This is a genomic window from Acinetobacter sp. ABJ_C1_1, from assembly GCF_044684115.1.
Classification (GTDB): Bacteria; Pseudomonadota; Gammaproteobacteria; order Pseudomonadales; family Moraxellaceae; genus Acinetobacter; species Acinetobacter nosocomialis_A.
Genome location: NZ_JBITPU010000001.1, coordinates 61,703 through 77,693 on the forward strand (window position 1 = coordinate 61,703; position 15,991 = coordinate 77,693).

Annotated in this window: 13 protein-coding genes; 4 read left to right on the top strand and 9 right to left on the bottom strand. The window is 36.5% G+C overall.

Annotation, left to right across the window (positions count from 1 at the left end):
- Positions 1-10: 10 nt before the first annotated feature.
- Positions 11-1,177 (bottom strand): MFS transporter, encoded by a 1,167-nt coding sequence (locus ACG59Z_RS00330; protein ID WP_400197325.1) that lies wholly within the window; start codon positions 1,175-1,177, stop codon positions 11-13.
- Positions 1,178-1,444: 267 nt separating this feature from the next.
- Positions 1,445-2,242, bottom strand: a complete 798-nt coding sequence (locus ACG59Z_RS00335) for an MBL fold metallo-hydrolase (RefSeq protein ID WP_263613928.1) — start codon at positions 2,240-2,242, stop codon at positions 1,445-1,447.
- 316 nt (positions 2,243-2,558) lie between these two features.
- Here ACG59Z_RS00335 and ACG59Z_RS00340 point away from each other — a divergent pair, with 316 nt between their 5' ends.
- Positions 2,559-3,914: a PepSY-associated TM helix domain-containing protein gene (locus tag ACG59Z_RS00340; RefSeq protein ID WP_400197327.1), complete on the top strand. Its 1,356-nt coding sequence runs from the start codon at positions 2,559-2,561 to the stop codon at positions 3,912-3,914.
- A gap of 59 nt (positions 3,915-3,973) precedes the next feature.
- Here ACG59Z_RS00340 and ACG59Z_RS00345 read toward each other — a convergent pair whose 3' ends face one another.
- From ACG59Z_RS00345 to ACG59Z_RS00365, 5 genes are all read right to left on the bottom strand, one after another.
- Positions 3,974-5,002 carry a spore coat U domain-containing protein gene (locus ACG59Z_RS00345; RefSeq protein ID WP_400197329.1) on the bottom strand — a complete coding sequence of 343 codons (1,029 nt, stop codon included), beginning with the start codon at positions 5,000-5,002 and terminating at the stop codon, positions 3,974-3,976.
- Positions 4,993-7,401 (bottom strand): fimbria/pilus outer membrane usher protein, encoded by a 2,409-nt coding sequence (locus ACG59Z_RS00350; RefSeq protein WP_400198007.1) that lies wholly within the window; start codon positions 7,399-7,401, stop codon positions 4,993-4,995. Before ACG59Z_RS00350 ends, ACG59Z_RS00345 begins: the two co-directional genes overlap by 10 nt.
- A gap of 40 nt (positions 7,402-7,441) precedes the next feature.
- The gene (locus tag ACG59Z_RS00355) at positions 7,442-8,149 is read right to left on the bottom strand and encodes a molecular chaperone (protein WP_400197331.1); all 708 of its coding nucleotides are present in this window, start codon (positions 8,147-8,149) and stop codon (positions 7,442-7,444) included.
- An 86-nt stretch (positions 8,150-8,235) separates the two neighbouring features.
- Positions 8,236-8,766, bottom strand: coding sequence for a spore coat U domain-containing protein (locus ACG59Z_RS00360; protein WP_275290118.1), 531 nt, complete (start codon positions 8,764-8,766; stop codon positions 8,236-8,238).
- A 535-nt stretch (positions 8,767-9,301) separates the two neighbouring features.
- Complete coding sequence (locus ACG59Z_RS00365) at positions 9,302-9,733, bottom strand: hypothetical protein (RefSeq protein ID WP_400197333.1); 432 nt, start codon at positions 9,731-9,733, stop codon at positions 9,302-9,304.
- Positions 9,734-10,266: 533 nt separating this feature from the next.
- Between ACG59Z_RS00365 and ACG59Z_RS00370 the strand changes: the two genes are divergently transcribed.
- The 3 genes from ACG59Z_RS00370 (at position 10,267) to ACG59Z_RS00380 (ending at position 13,769) form a co-directional block, all read left to right on the top strand.
- Positions 10,267-11,940, top strand: coding sequence for an FMN-binding glutamate synthase family protein (locus ACG59Z_RS00370; RefSeq protein WP_274786156.1), 1,674 nt, complete (start codon positions 10,267-10,269; stop codon positions 11,938-11,940).
- A gap of 208 nt (positions 11,941-12,148) precedes the next feature.
- On the top strand, positions 12,149-13,204 hold the full coding sequence (locus ACG59Z_RS00375; protein ID WP_400197335.1) for a linear amide C-N hydrolase: 1,056 nt from the start codon (positions 12,149-12,151) through the stop codon (positions 13,202-13,204).
- A 61-nt stretch (positions 13,205-13,265) separates the two neighbouring features.
- Complete coding sequence (locus ACG59Z_RS00380) at positions 13,266-13,769, top strand: hypothetical protein (RefSeq protein ID WP_081404935.1); 504 nt, start codon at positions 13,266-13,268, stop codon at positions 13,767-13,769.
- Between the two features lie 60 nt (positions 13,770-13,829).
- Here the strand turns inward: ACG59Z_RS00380 and ACG59Z_RS00385 are convergent, their stop codons facing one another.
- Together ACG59Z_RS00385 and ACG59Z_RS00390 are read right to left on the bottom strand one after the other, a co-directional pair.
- On the bottom strand, positions 13,830-14,858 hold the full coding sequence (locus tag ACG59Z_RS00385) for an alpha/beta hydrolase (RefSeq protein WP_263613936.1): 1,029 nt from the start codon (positions 14,856-14,858) through the stop codon (positions 13,830-13,832).
- The gene (locus ACG59Z_RS00390; RefSeq protein ID WP_400197337.1) at positions 14,858-15,988 is read right to left on the bottom strand and encodes a YdcF family protein; all 1,131 of its coding nucleotides are present in this window, start codon (positions 15,986-15,988) and stop codon (positions 14,858-14,860) included. Before ACG59Z_RS00390 ends, ACG59Z_RS00385 begins: the two co-directional genes overlap by 1 nt.
- Positions 15,989-15,991: the final 3 nt, after the last annotated feature.

Sequence of the window (15,991 nt, forward strand, 5' to 3'; positions counted from 1 at the left end):
ATGTTCTCAATTAAGAAGCAGGTTTTTCAATTTTTTTAGGGAGCCAAAATACAAAGCACAACCCTAGAAGCACGACTAAAGCAGCGATCATAAAAATATGTTCACCAGTAAGAATTTTCCAATAATGTCCAGCCAAAATACTTCCAAACGCTACTCCAAGCCCCCACATGGTACTGTAGAAAGCTTGACCACGTCCTTGTTGCCCTATTGAAAAGTTTTGGAAAATAAGCCGCATTGCAATAAGGTGAAACAAGCCAAAACTAAAAGCATGTAAGCACTGTGCAAATAGCTGGCCTATAAAATAATGAGAAAAAACGGCAACCAATAACCAGCGTATACTTGTTAAAACTAAACATATGGCAACAAGACTTCGCCAAGAAAAATATTTAAAAAATGTGGCAGCAAATGCAAACATTACAATTTCAGCCATCACTCCCATTGCCCATAAAAAGCCAATTTCAGTCGTACTGTAATTTAAAGATTTTAAAAAATTGCTATAAAAACTATAAAAAGGTGCATGTGAAAAAAGAAGAATAAATTCAATAGTAAAAAAAGCAGCAACTTCTGGACGCTTCAACACGGGTAATAAAGGCTCTAAATGCTTTTGTGAAGTGGGAGCTCCCTCGGGTTCACGAATCGTAAAAGCCCAAATAAATGCAAGTGAAGCAATAACAAGTAATAAAATAGGCAACATAGAAATTGGAATAATTTCTAAAATTGCACCTATGGTAAATACACCTACAATAAATCCAACAGATCCCCATTTTCGAATTTTGCCATACAGTTTTGCTCTTTGGTCACCTAACCAAAATAAGGTTACCCCTTCAAACTGAGCTAAAATTGCATTTTGAAAAAAACTAAAAATAAGCATGAGCAAAGCAACAGATTGGAAGGTATTAGGAACTATAAAGATAGCCAACCATATGCAAGCTTCCATCCAAGTTGCGAGCCGCACCAGAAGCATTCTTTTACCAGATTTATCTGCGATCCAACCCCAGACTAAAGGCGCAAAAAATCGTGTCACAATCGCAATAGATGATAAAACACCTATCTGCTGATAGTTAAACCCTTGGTCTTGGAGATATAAATTCCAGTACGGCATAAATGTGCCAACAATGGAATAGTAGAAAAAGTAAAATCCACCTAATCTGGTTTGGATTGTAAGTGATGGGAGCAAGTGATAAACCTTTGTATTTTCAATAGGCTGAAATTCTAAATGGTTGCATAGGTATATCTACGTTTACCCTCACTTGTAGTTCAACAGTCTACAAATTTAATTTCAAACATTTTGTAGACTGCTCATTAGTTAGACAAAATAGATACTACTTACTGGCCGTCGCAATTCTATCATTTACATAAAAAACTCATAGCGTTATTCGCTACTCATAATAGAAAATATGAAAATACAAGATTTTCATTTAATAAATATTGATTAAATCTTGTCTTAATTTTCATAAATAAGTGTTTGTCCATCTTCAGGGATCTGTACACGATGAATAGCATTCATTTCAATAGAAATTTGCTTTATCTCCTCCCGCTTTACTGGACAATGGTTTAAGGCTTCAAGATGATTAGCAATCACATGTTTAGGTGAAAGCTTTATAAATTCACGTACTTCTTCTGTCGACATAAGAATTGGTTGCCCTGCATCCATTTGCGCTTGTCCTGCAGCAACTACAGCAATATCAGGCTGAAAGTTAAGCAAGGCATTTTTAACATCATTGGTCAGTACGGTATCACCACTAATATATAAAGAAGGTTCATTTGGCAATTCTAAATAAAACCCACAACCATTCGCCATCAATTTACTAATCCAGCCATGACCATGACGCGCTGGTATGGCAACTAATCTTCCTCCCAAAAACTCGATTTCTTCCCAGTAATCAACACCACCCTGAACATTTATCCCATATTTAGATAAATACGACACATCATTTTGAAAGGAATAAACAGGAATTTGCTTTTGAACAAGAAAGTCCTCACCCTTTTGGTCTAAATGATCAGTATGTTGAAATGCTTTTATTCCAAAAGTTTGGCTATGGGTAATTAAACAATGGGTAACTTTGTTTAATAATTCTTGGGCATTCAAAGGTAAATCGACTAAAGGATTCTTTTCAGCCTTAAAGCGGATGTATGAAAAAGCAGGAAGCGAACCTTTATCACCCAACATCGGATCAATTAAAATAAAATAAGGGCCAGTTTCAATAATAAAAGTTGCACTTCGCAAATGATGAATTTTCATAGCTATATAAATTATTTAATTATATAAAATGCAATTATAAACTATGAATTTAATAGAAATTTAATCATCTATAAATTATTTCTCATACTCACCCAAACAAAGGCTTAAGTTTGCCCCATAACCATAAATGAATATATTTTTCGACACTAATTCAATGTAGTCAAAATAGCCTACTTCTATCTTCTAATCTATTTATTTAAAAAAGCCTTTCTTACAATTGCTTAGATATACAAAACACCCTCATTCCTTAATTATTTTAAAATTTAAGAATAAAGTAGATATACTTCACACCAAAGTTTGTTTGATACTCCTCAACATGCCTCATACCCCTAGCTTTTGGCATAGTCTTTTTCGTCTTGTGCATATTTATGCTGGTATTTTTATTGCCCCATTTATATTCATTGCGGCATTTACAGGTCTTCTATATGCAATTACTCCTCAGATAGAACAATCAATCTATAAAGATACATTGTATGTTCAGCCTTTAAATAATAAAGATACCTACCCACTAAGCCAACAGGTTGAGGTAGCAAAAAAAGTGATGCCCGAATCTGCACAAATTACAGAAGTTAGGCCAGCTCCAAGCTCCACACAAACAACACGAGTTATTTTTTCTGATAAGGCTCATCATTTAAATAATGAAGCTGTTTTTGTAGACCCTTATACACTCTCTATAAAAGGTCAACTTTCAGTATATGGGACCAGTGGAGTACTTCCATTTCGTACCTTCTTAGATCAACTGCATAGTAATTTATTATTAGGGAAATGGGGACGTTTTTATAGTGAACTTGCTGCAAGCTGGCTTGGCATTTTAACTCTGACTGGACTATACAGTTGGTGGAAACGTCGTCAAAACTTCAAAATCAGACAAACAAATAAAAATAATTTATTAAAGTGGCATAGCTCTATTGGCTTGATCTTATTACCACTTTTATTGTTCATTGCGATTACGGGTCTTACATGGTCCCAATGGGCCGGTGATAATATCCGTATTGCTCGTCAATGGTTAAATTGGCAAACACCAACATTAGCCACAACTTTAAATAATGCGCTATTACCAAAAATGTCTCATGATGAGCATAAAGAACATCATGGCATGGTCATGGAAACTTCGAATATAGAAATCATGCCAACTGAATTCGACTCTGCATTAGCAATTGCTAGAGCAAATGGAATTCATTCATCACAAATACAAATCAAACCACCAGTTGATGCAAATCAGGCTTGGACTGTTACTGAACTACAGCGCAGATGGCCAACACAAGCAGATAGTGTGGCTATTGATATACATCAACAAAAAGTCATCGATAAATTAGCTTTCAAAGATTATTCATTATTTGCAAAGCTTACACGCTGGGGAGTCGATGCTCATATTGGCGTGTTATTCGGTTGGGTCAATCAGCTTATACTGGCTTTATATGCACTTGGGCTATGCGTCATGATTATTTATGCATATAAAGCTTGGTTTAAAACATCTAATTTAAAACTTACGACTAGCCATTTTGTTAGCCAAACTTTATTAGTATGGAAGCGTGCAAGCAACCAACAAAAAATAATCACGGCACTTACACTTATTATTTTAGGAATTAGTTTGCCCATCTTCGGTTTTAGCTTATTAATCACACTGTTTATATTGCTAATACGAAAACAAAGCTCTCTAAAAACCAACTAAAACTTATGATAATTGCCAACTCACCTCCTTAATTAAGTAAATAGTGAGTTGGCAAATAATTAATAAGTCACTGTAACAACTATGCTATCTGAATAGTTACCAGGCGTACTTGAAATAGAAGTCCCTTGTGGAATTTTTCCATATACATTTGAAATTTGACTAGTGCCAGACCCTGTCTTTGCTACCCCTCCAGAACCACCCACCGTTGTTATTCCTCCTGTAGCATCCCACACTGTACTATAAGCAGAATCTTTGTATAACTGATAAGGAATGTATTGACTGCTTCCATTGGTCATACGTCTAAATCCACCGCTTATACGATTATTGCCGTCCCCCAAATAAATGCTATAAGGTGTTCCATTGTTGCAAGTTGCATTAATCGCACCTTGAGCGGTGTAGTCACGACTAGTCGTACTCACATCGTCAATATTGCCAAAATCAACATTTGATGTGGAATCTAACTGACAAAAACTCGGTACAACATAGTTAGCCGTGATAGACGTATTACCTGAGTCCCAACCACCACCACTATTACCTTCACATACAGTGCTTGAGCTTGCTTGCATATCCCAATAAAGCTGAACTGTACCCGTATATGTTCCTTTAGGATAGGCAACTAACGTTCCCGATCGGGCTGGTACTTTTATATTAACTGAGTAGCTAACAATATTGTTTGTAGCGACTGTTCTCACGGGTCCATACCAAACATTTGACGTTTGATTGGTGGTAGTCGAACCTGCCCCACCTACAGTTGCCGTAACCGTATAAGGTAACGTCACACTACTATTCGCGGTAGTAGCCCCCGTAAATACTGTTTTCATGCACAAATAGGGTGATATTTCTGGGGTAGTCTTCCCACCAATACAACTAATCGTTCCCGAGAAATTAATAGTTGCATCACTATTAATCGTTGCTGCTGTATAAGTATAAGTACTATTTGTGGTTCCAGTTACCGTGCAGGCAGCATGTGCCGAACTAAAAAATGCATAAAATACAAATAAAGATAAGGCAACTAAACTATACTTTATTGCTGATGAAAACTTTTTAGCGACCATCCAGAAACTATGACTTACAACACTTATTGACATACATAAGGCCCCAATTTTTTAGCACTGTATTGCTTACTTTCATAAGTGAAATTAATTTGACAAGTGCCATGATCGAGAAGATCTACTTCAAGTTTGTTTTGTTGTAATAAGTTGGGAACGAATACTTCACCATCGTAGCCCACCACAGCATCTTGTTGCCCATTAATTCGAACGTTATAACCCGGTAATAATGGTGAATTGTTTTTATCAACAACTTTGACCAATCCTGAAACAACTCGATGAGCACCAAAGTCAACAAGAGTACCTTGGCGATAGCCCACTAGTGCTGTTCGGTTGGTCGTTGTCACATCCCATTCCAATGGTAAATAAGATGGATCTAGATAGATATGATGGGATTGATACGGTCTTAAGTTCGCGATTAAGAATCTTCCAGACTTATCAGTCTCTCCTAAATTTACCCCACCATTGATAATCTGGCTTTGCGGTCCCGCATTGGTGACAACAGCATAACCATCTCCAATTTCATTGGCCGCAAAGACGCGTCCTGCTGCCGCAACTAATGATCCTGTCGCTGAAAGTGCAACTTGGTCATTGTCTCCAATTCGGTTATAACGACCTGTTAGGTACGCAGCTCGTGCTCGGTAAGAACCATAGATCGATGCATTATTGTTATGTGCATCCTGATCTCGCTCAACATATCCACCCCATCCAAATGAACCAATTTGTGGATCGGTAAATCCATTTATTTCTTGTCTGTAGGTAGTTTTACCGCTGTCATTAGTGAAACTTGTAATCGCATTCACTGTGGTAGATGGTGTATAGCGAAGCGCAAAGTAAATGCCATAGTCCTTATGGTTTTCATAATCTTTATAAGCTGAACTATAAAAGCCCCAGTTCTTGTTCAGACTCCCGCTTAAGTTAGCAGATAGCAACTTATACGAGTTATCACTATATTTAATTTGGTTGTAGCCGACATAAACGCTATAGCCTGTATAAAAGTTATAGTTAATCCCTGCCCTAAATACTTCATCCGCCAGTGCACTGTAGCTCAAATAATTTTGTGGCTCCGAAGTAATCTGATTCTCTTTTAAATATCGAATTTGAGACACACGGGCTAAGTCAAAGTAGTTATCGAATACTTTGCGGTAACTGGTATTAAACGAAATATTCTTGCTAATACGCCCTTCTAAACCAAGCAAGGCAGAATAGCCGTTCTCATCCTTATACTGGCTTGCTGCAATGTCAGCATTAATCACTCCAACACCAAAAACATTCTTGGCAAAGCCTGTTCCCACGTTGGAAAGACCATCTGTGGAAGCTTCTGCACCACCGCTTAAAGTCAGTGAGTTGCTGTAGCCGTATCGAATCGCACCCGACGCAAAGGTGGCATCATCATAATCGTTTGAATACAGCCCATAGTTATAGCGCGGAACCCCAACATCTACTGAAAACTCATTGATGCCCTTTGCCAGAATCTTCGATGAAAAATAGTAAGGCTTTTTAGTAATAGTTTGCTGACCTGTCGCATCGGTGGTCACCAGCGTGACTTCATTTCCTGAAATAAACGGGAGCTGTTTAATATCAAAAGGGCCTGAAGGAACAAGGCCTGAATAAATCTTTTGCTGGTTAATGTATAAATCAAGTGTTGAAGGCAGTGCCGCCGAACCAGAAAACTGCGGTAATGCCGAGGTAACAATATCCCCTCGCTGGGTATAGGCACTGGACCACTGCAAACCGGCAAGACGTACACTACTGCCCCAGTCAGAGCTATTGGAAATAAAGTCACCTAGGGTATAGATCCTGACTTTTTCAGGGTCTACATATTGCCATTTACTTTCCAGACGTACCCACTTTTCATGGCTATAGCTATTTTCATTACTACCGTTGTATAAAACGCCTGATGAAAAATTACCAAGCGCGCTGTTAAAAATCCCTTCTGCCGAACCTGAGAAAATACTCTCATCATTGGTTATGGTGTGATACAGGCTGTAATTCAGGAGTGCCGCATTTAAGGGTTTCATTTTTAGCAGACTAGAGCTAGTGGTCTGTTGACCAGTTAAGTCAACTGAGTAGTCCGTTAACATGTTTGACGGAACTTGTAAGTTTAGAGACTGCTCATTTTCTAAGTACTTAAACTGAATTCCTTTAAGTTCGTTAATACACACCCATTGGCTATCAGGGACATGCTCATCCATTTTTAGCCTTAAAACTTTTAAGTCACGAGCGCGAACATATAACTTTTTATCTTGATTCTGACGTACCGAGATTAAGTCCGTAGAAGTATTTGAGTTAACAGAAATATTTAAAAATAGCTGTACATATCCTTTATCAGAGCTAGAACCCTGATAAGAAGAATTTGCAACTTCAGGAATGCTTGGTAAAGCGGCATTGGTGCTATCTTGCAATGATTCAGCAAAAGCATAAACCGGCAAGTACATAACACATAAAGCACTTACGAGATATTTCATATGTGCCTCTTTATAGAGATGCTTGCTTACCGTTAATATTCAGTGAAATATTATATTTATGACTAGCTTGGAATTTAAAATCTGGGCTAATGTTATAGTTTCTTGATTTTCCGGAAAGAATATAACCATTTACGGTATTTACTTTAATCGGATAACTTTTATTTTCAGTCGTATCGACAAGTATTAAATTATTTAAAAGTGCATGGCGATTGCCAACATTACTTATCGTAAGGTAAGCATTATCTTGTTCTTGTTGTATAAACCAATTCAGTTTCGTAATTGCATCTTTATTGACTACAAACACAGGCAATGATGAGCGAAGCAATACATTTACACCTTGAGACGCTTTGCGGCTATCAACAGGCTTTGGTAATTCATCAATAATAATACGATAGGTTTTTTCACCAGAAATAGGCTCTGGCTTAATTCTCACTACCCGTAAATTATAAGAATCATTCGGTTGTAATTTTAAAAAAGGCGGGCTAATTGCAATATCATCTGTAGGTATTAATTGATCTTGCCCGGCATTTTGAGTCCATTCAAATATACGTACTTGTAAATCAGCACTTTCATTTGACTGATTATATAAACTAATTGAGGATGCTGTTTGATCACTCAATATTTCCACATTTACGGGAGAAAGACGTATTGAGGCAGCATTTAGCATACTAGGCAAAAATAATAATAAACTTGTAACAACAAAGATATTTTTTCTCATAACTTGCCCAGAACAACTTTTCTCAAATTAAGCTAGCTCTTTCAAACAAGAGCTAGCGACAACAGCGAATTGAACTTATTTTTAAATTAATAAGTTACAGTCACAGTTACTGTGTCAACATAACTACCTGCACTCGGTAAAACCGAGCCAGCAGGAATACGACCGTATACATTCACTGTTTGTACCGCACCCGTACCTGTCCCGCTGTATGCTGTTGTTGAAATACCGATTGCTGTTGCACGGTTAGTGTCAGAGAAAAGGTTATAAGGGATATATTCGTTACTTGTTGCACCGCCAATCATACGGCGTTGAGTAGTTTGAGCATTTTTTCCTGCATCAAAAGCCAAAGTCCATGGCACAGTGTTGTTACATAGAACTTTAATTGCAGTACCACCTGTAGTAGTCGTATCTGCATCTACGTTGCTAGCAAGAGAACTTAAAGTACCAAAATCTAAAACTGCATTAGCAGTTGTACCTGTAGCTGAAGTATTGAGTACACAACTATTTGTAATTGTAGCCTTAACAGTTAATGTACCAGTAGCCGTTGCAGCATTTGCGGCATTGATAGACATTAAACCCATAGCAATTGCTGATAAACCGATGAGAGATTTTTTCATGATTGAAAACCTTTTTACATTACGCCAATAAGAATTAATAGATGTAAAAACTAGCCTTCCCCAATCCAATCACTAGCTTTTTCGACTGTTTTTTCAAAGCGTCATTTTTTTACTCTACTGTCCGCGCATCATACAAAAAAACAACAAAAATACTGATATTAATTTCATTTTAAATATCTATTAACAATTCAAAATTCGATGGATTTCTCAATTATGTGTTTTTATATGGTCTATACCACTTTTTATAGAAATTTCCGGTAATTTTAATCACTTTTTTATTAGATTTAATAAAAAATGATAAAATTTCATTAGTTAAATTTTACCATCATTTTTTATAGTTTATCATTTATTAAAATTTCGCTTCCTCTAGAAGAACAAAATTTAAGCTTTTGTTTGTTCTATATATTTTAAATGAATAAGAAAGTAATATTCTATGAATAAGAATTCTAAGTGGTTAGCTTTAAATTGAACTGTTTTTCTTAAATTTTATATAGTAAGAGTGACTTACCTTCAGCAAAGAAGAAAAATATGTCGCTTAAGTATTTCTAAAGACTAAATGAAAAATGAAACCTAAAATTCCACCTACCATCGCAAAGCCCAGTTGAACATATGCTTTGCCATACCAAGCAAGCCGATCTAATTGATAATTTCCGTCACTCACATTAACCATCCACATATTCTTGACATCCCAAGTATGGAACCCTTTAGGACGTTCTGCGAAAAAATCAAGAATAGGTGTAAAGCCTAAAATAAATAAAATGCCTAACAAGGGGTAAACGATACAACCTGGGAAAATAGGTTTCTTTTTCTGTTCCATTGCATCAAATATGATGGCAGCCGCAACAAGTAAGGTTTCAACTAAAGCCACTTTCCTAAAAGTTTCAAAATCATAGCCAAGATAAAACATTAAAAACAACAAAAAAATATCAGTAAAAAAAACAGAAAATGTTAATAATTTCCAGCTCATTTCAAATCCTTACTTAATTTTTTTAAAATGCTATATAGTTGTAATAAAATCTATTGAAAATACACTTTCAATTGACAAATACTATCAAAAACCGTTTAAAAAAGCACAAGATGATCAGTTTAAAAGCTAGCTTTTTGATCAAGTGATATGCAAATCTTTTTTTGAATTTGAGCAATACTATAAAATATAAAAATATACTTAAAATAAAGGATAAATTTATATGATGAAAAACTAGTTTTAATCAACTTTTCCAAATAATATTAACTTTAGTCAACGCTATAGTCCAAATAATAACTTTAGCTATGAAGTTTATAATCTATATCCTAATTATAAAATTTAATCATTTCTATAATCTACTCAATATTATATTTGCTGAATGTCTGGTCATAACAAGCAAAATATCATTGTCACTTTCTAAATATATTCGTTTAATATCGTTCTATACTTTTTTACAACTAACAATTTCCTACTTGTAGTTTGAGCTGCTTCTTGGCAAGGTATGTGCCAGTAAAACATTAGGAATTTGTTCACATATGGCGAGTCCGGCACAAATCATTCGACATAAATTTCTCAATACATTCTTTTCACGCCATTCTCTCTGGTTCTTGTGTATTTTTACCGCACTCAGTATCACGTGGTTTAGAACCGTATATACCCCTCATAGTATCTATTATTTTATTTCAGACACACTACTCAATGGTTTATGGGTAGTCACTAGTGCATTGAGCCTATTGGGTTTATATGACGTCTTACAAAATAGACACTCTATCTTAAGAAATTACCCAATTATGGGCCATTTCCGTTTTTTATTTGAAGATATACGTCCTGAAATTCGCCAATACTTTATTGAAGCCGATCAAGATGCCCTACCTTTCTCGCGTATGCAAAGAAGCTTAGTTTATCAACGCGCTAAAAATGAAAATGCGGATAAACCTTTTGGCTCAATCATTGATGTATACCAACAAGATTATCGTTTTATTGTGCACTCAATTAGTCCATGCCCACCGGCAGATCCTAAGAGTTTTCGTATTCAAATTGGTAATGCACAATGCCTTCAACCCTATAGTGCATCCATTATGAATATTTCTGCCATGAGCTTTGGTAGTTTAAGTGCGAATGCAATACGTGCATTGAACAAAGGAGCGCAATTAGGTGGTTTCTATCACGACACTGGTGAAGGTAGTCTCAGCCCTTATCATTTAGAAAATGGCGGTGATATTGTTTGGCAAATTGCCAGTGGTTATTTTGGTTGTCGAACTTTAGATGGGAAATTTGACGAACAAAAGTTTGCTAAACAGTCTCAATTGCCACAAATTAAAATGATTGAGTTGAAACTTTCACAAGGTGCTAAACCTGGTCATGGCGGTATTTTACCTAAACATAAAATTACTGCTGAAATTGCCGAAATTCGTGGCGTTTCACGTGACCACGACTGTATTTCACCCGCAAAACACTCTAGTTTTTCAACACCAATTGAAATGATGCATTTCTTACAAAAGCTGCGCACATTATCTGGTGGTAAACCAGTTGGTTTTAAACTGTGTATTGGCCAACCATGGCAATTTATGAGCATTGTAAAAGCAATGCTGGAAACAAAAATCGTTCCAGATTTTATTGTGGTAGATGGCTCTGAAGGTGGTACTGGTGCAGCACCAATTGAGTTTAGTGACTATATTGGCACCCCATTACGTGAAGGCTTACGTTTTGTACATAACACGCTTGTAGGTGCTGGACTAAGAGACCAAGTTAAAATTGGTGCAAGTGGTAAAATTATTAGCGCATTTGATATTGCCAGTACTTTTGCATTAGGTGCAGATTGGGTTAACTCAGCACGTGGTTTTATGTTTGCGGTAGGTTGTATTCAAGCACAAAGTTGTCATACCAACCAATGTCCTGTGGGTGTAGCAACTCAAGATAAAGACCGTCAAAAAGCACTACATGTACCTACTAAAGCAGAGCGCGTATTTAATTTCCATAAAAATACATTGCATGCTTTATCAGAAATGATTGCTGCTGCTGGTTTACGCCATCCTTCAGATATTAAAGCTCATCATTTGGCTCAGCGTGTAAATGACCGTGAAATCAAGAACTATGCTCAATTGCATTTCTTCTTGAAAGAAGGAGAACTTTTACAATCTGAACTAAAAAATGATGATGATAATTTCTATTACCGTATGTGGAATATGGCCGATGCCAATCATTTTTAATTTAAATTAGATTGATTATTTGGGCATCATCTTTATTGTGATGCCCTTCTATTTTCTAACTTATTATGTGATTTTTATTTAAATAAAATTCTGTTATTAATTTGTCTTTGCTATATTTTTCACCTACTATAAAAGTATAAATAATATACACACTTTAATTTTATTAAATAAATATCCTCAAATTGTTATAACAAGAAGGTGTTCACTCATGTTAAAAAAAACATTCATTCCCGCTTTTATTGCTCTTGCTGTTGGTTTAAGTAGCTATGCAGCCGCTTGTACACGTGCGGTATATTTAGGCAATGACCAACATGTTATTACAGCCCGCTCAATGGACTGGAAGGTTGATACAGGCACGAATTTATGGATTTTGCCGAGTGGTGTTGCTCGTGATGGGAGTGCAGGACCAAATTCAATAAAATGGACGTCTAAATATGGCAGCGTTATTGCTACAGGTTATGAAGTTGCTACAACCGATGGAATGAATGAGGCTGGTTTGGTCGCTAATGTCTTATGGTTAGTCGAATCCCAATATCCAGATGTAAAAAAATCTAATAAACCATTATTAAGCATCGCAGCTTGGGCACAGTATGTACTCGATAATTTTGCAACCGTTGACGAAGCCGTTAAAGCTCTAGAGAAAGAGCCCTATACAATCGTGACAGATAGCGTTCCGGGCGAATCAAGGCTCACAACACTCCATTTATCTATTTCCGATAAAACAGGCGATAGTGCAATCATTGAATATATTGGCGGAAAACAAGTGATTCATCACAGCCGAAGTTATCAAATTATGACTAATTCCCCTACATTTGATAAACAGCTCGCACTTGCTGAATATTGGAAACAAATCGGCGGTACCGTTATGCTTCCGGGTACTAACCGTGCTTCTGACCGTTTTGCACGAGCATCATTTTATATTAATGCAATTCCAAAAACTGATGATATGAAACAAGCTCAGGCTTCTGTATTTAGTGTTATTCGGAATGCCTCTGTTCCATATGGATTAAATACACAAGAAGAGCCTAATATTTCATCGACTCGCTGGAGAACTGTTGCAGACCATAAACAGATGCTTTATTTTTTTGAATCAGCCTTATCACCAAATGTATTTTGGGTCGACTTGAAGAAAATAAATTTTAAAGATGGTAAAACGCGTAGACTGGATCTCGGTCCCGAGCAAAGCCATATCTATGCTGGAGATGCGACTTCTGACTTTAAAATTGCAAAACCATTTACTTTTTTAAGCCCCAAAACTCTTTAATGAAGGGTAAAATTTATCATCTCTAAGATAAATAATATTAAACGTGCTTTCTTGGAATTACATTATGAAAAAAGCCCTATTTTTATTAGGTACTTGTTTACTTACAGCAGCTTGTAGTACGACTTCGTATAAGTCTAATACCACGACAACAACATCTGAGGTAAAGACAGCGGGTCAGCTTAATTGCTTACCTACAGAACTTTGTCCAAGCTTACTCGTTAAATGGAATGAGCAACAGAAAAACCAAGTCCGTGTAGATGTACATTTAAGTAGTAGTTATAACTTCTATGATATTAATTCATTAGTATTTGATATTGATGGGAAACAATTCAGTTATAAACCAGCTCAAGCTACTGAGAAAACAAATGTCAGTCGCCTTGTTCCTAAGCACTCGACGACATACTTTATTATTCCAAGTCAATTCTTACAGGAATTTAAAAACGCGAAAAATATTAATGTATTAGTTAAAACTGATAAAGGTATTATTGAGCGAAATATGTATTCACCGCAAAAGCAATCTTCAGTATATAAAAATTTCGTAGAACTTTATCAAAGCTTAAAATAATCATCTGATTTAATTAACTGATGCACTCAATCTATTGACTAGAGTGAGTGCATTAATCTTTTAATAATAAAAATGTTTCGGCTTAGCATGTAAAAAGGCTGGAATCAAACCAGTTAAAGCCGCACGAATATCTGCACGTTCATTAATTAATTGGTGAGACCCCTCTTCAAGCATTAATAATGTTTGAAGTCTAAATTTACGGCGAATAAACTCAATGTTATAACGCCAGTCTACCGTTTGATCTAACGCTCCTTGAGCCAACCAGACAGGAATACGGCAAGCTGGTCGTTCTTCCATTTCCTGCATCCATTTTGACATTGCCAAAATCCAGTCCATACCCATCATGCGTGGCTGTAACGGATCTTTTAAACGGATAAATCTTAAAAATTCAGGGTTATGGTTATTGCGTCGAAAGTGTCTAGGAACCTGACGCTTTATGCGGCGAATAATGCCGAGTCCTACTGGATTATGCCACCATGCAGTTTTAGCAGGTCGAATTAATGGAGAAAGCAATAAAACTCTATCAACAATTGGGTCTTGTCTTTTTTCGGCATATTCAAGCAAGTGATGCATCCAAATTGCCCCACCTGTACTTTGGCCTATACCTACCCAAGGTTTAGGTAATTGATCTGCATGTTTAACATACCGATAAACAGCCATTAGAACTTGCTGATAATGATCAAAATTTTGAATACTTGCTGGTGAACCATTGCTCAAACCATGACCAGGTAAATCATAGGTAATGACACTAAAGCCTTGTTCAAGTATTTCACGAATGATGGGTTGATATATCCCGCTATGCTCAAGATAACCATGTAACAAACATACAGTTCCCTGTACTTTATCTACTTTAGGCTTAAAAACTTGGACATGTAGACGAAATAGAGGCATTTGAACATAGCCTTGCCAATGGTCACAGTCGAGCAAATGCAAACCATATAATTTTCGGTATGCTAAAAGTTCACGAGAAGGTTCTTCTAATGTATTTAAATTAAGTGGACTTAAAACTTGCGGAGTGAGATCACGGTTAGGCACCGGTAAATCTAATTGTTTTAATACGGCAGGATTGAGAAATGGAATCTCAGACATTAAGGCACCTCTCGACAATCACTTGAACCAAATAACATGTCACGAATTGTCGCAAGTAATTCATAATTTGCACGACGACTATGATCGTAGTTTTGTGTACTTGGTTGCCAACGTGTAAGTACTGTTGGCATTGGGGCAATCACTGGAATCGTTTCGATGCCATTCAAAGCAAATAGACGGCGCGTACGCGGCATATGATATTCATCTGTGACTAACATCACCGTAGGTGCACCACCTTTTTTTTGAAGCAGCAATGAACTAAAGCGAGTATTCTCACAAGTATTCATACTTCTTTGTTCTAATAATTTTGCATCAACGCCACGTTCTTTCAACCAAGCCTGCATATAAGGAGCTTCAACACCACTTAATACAATGGGTAAATGGTTTTGCTTTTCAACTTCTAGCGTTTTTTCCAGTCTTAATCGTGTATAGCTGTTAACTACAATATCTTTACCATTTTTATCTAAAGTTAAACCACCACCTAACACCACAATAGCGTAGGGTTCTGATAACTTTTTAGGTTGAGTCGGTAACGGATTTTTACGGACATATTCAACTTTCTGCTCAGGCTCACTTACCGCTTTCTGATGTTCAGGTACGACAGGTTTTCTGGCTAAAAACTCAGTATATTGTTCGGTAAGCGCTTTGTTTTCAGAACTATTAATAAAAAGTGCCTCATCAATAGGACTACTTGCTTCATCAGCAGCATCAATTTCTGAGTTTTTAGCAACTAGAGGTACACTTACAGCTGAGGTGTCGTCCTCTTCTTCCTGCTCTTGTTCTTTTTCTTCTAAAAGAATAATTTGCTGCAAAGCTTTATAGTTTTCTTGGATGTAGCCCAAGTCTGCTGTCTTTTTTTCACGTATCGCATCTTCGGTCAGCTTTAAATAAGCTTGACGTGCAATCCATAAGTTTGAACCTGGCTCTAAGTTATCGTGTTCACTTAATGCAGCTTGTCGCTGGCTTTCCGCTGCCACTTCATTCACATCTACCGGAACAAAATAGTTAAGTCCAGCTACAATAAGTTTTGAGTAAAATGGCGAATATAAAAAAACCACGAAACAGCCTAATAGTACAAATAACACAGTAACTACTTGTACAAAACGTACCATCAAGTGTACTTTTGGCATAGA

Excerpts from the sequence above, each read along its gene's own strand:
- ACG59Z_RS00370 (WP_274786156.1), top strand. The coding sequence starts at position 10,267 with ATGGCGAGTCCGGCACAAATCATTCGACATAAATTTCTCAATACATTC.
- ACG59Z_RS00365 (WP_400197333.1), bottom strand. The coding sequence starts at position 9,733 with ATGAGCTGGAAATTATTAACATTTTCTGTTTTTTTTACTGATATTTTT.
- ACG59Z_RS00345 (WP_400197329.1), bottom strand. The coding sequence starts at position 5,002 with ATGTCAATAAGTGTTGTAAGTCATAGTTTCTGGATGGTCGCTAAAAAG.
- ACG59Z_RS00335 (WP_263613928.1), bottom strand. The coding sequence starts at position 2,242 with ATGAAAATTCATCATTTGCGAAGTGCAACTTTTATTATTGAAACTGGC.
- ACG59Z_RS00340 (WP_400197327.1), top strand. The coding sequence starts at position 2,559 with ATGCCTCATACCCCTAGCTTTTGGCATAGTCTTTTTCGTCTTGTGCAT.
- ACG59Z_RS00350 (WP_400198007.1), bottom strand. The coding sequence starts at position 7,401 with ATGTACTTGCCGGTTTATGCTTTTGCTGAATCATTGCAAGATAGCACC.
- ACG59Z_RS00385 (WP_263613936.1), bottom strand. The coding sequence starts at position 14,858 with ATGTCTGAGATTCCATTTCTCAATCCTGCCGTATTAAAACAATTAGAT.
- ACG59Z_RS00375 (WP_400197335.1), top strand. The coding sequence starts at position 12,149 with ATGTTAAAAAAAACATTCATTCCCGCTTTTATTGCTCTTGCTGTTGGT.
- ACG59Z_RS00360 (WP_275290118.1), bottom strand. The coding sequence starts at position 8,766 with ATGAAAAAATCTCTCATCGGTTTATCAGCAATTGCTATGGGTTTAATG.
- ACG59Z_RS00355 (WP_400197331.1), bottom strand. The coding sequence starts at position 8,149 with ATGAGAAAAAATATCTTTGTTGTTACAAGTTTATTATTATTTTTGCCT.
- ACG59Z_RS00390 (WP_400197337.1), bottom strand. The coding sequence starts at position 15,988 with ATGCCAAAAGTACACTTGATGGTACGTTTTGTACAAGTAGTTACTGTG.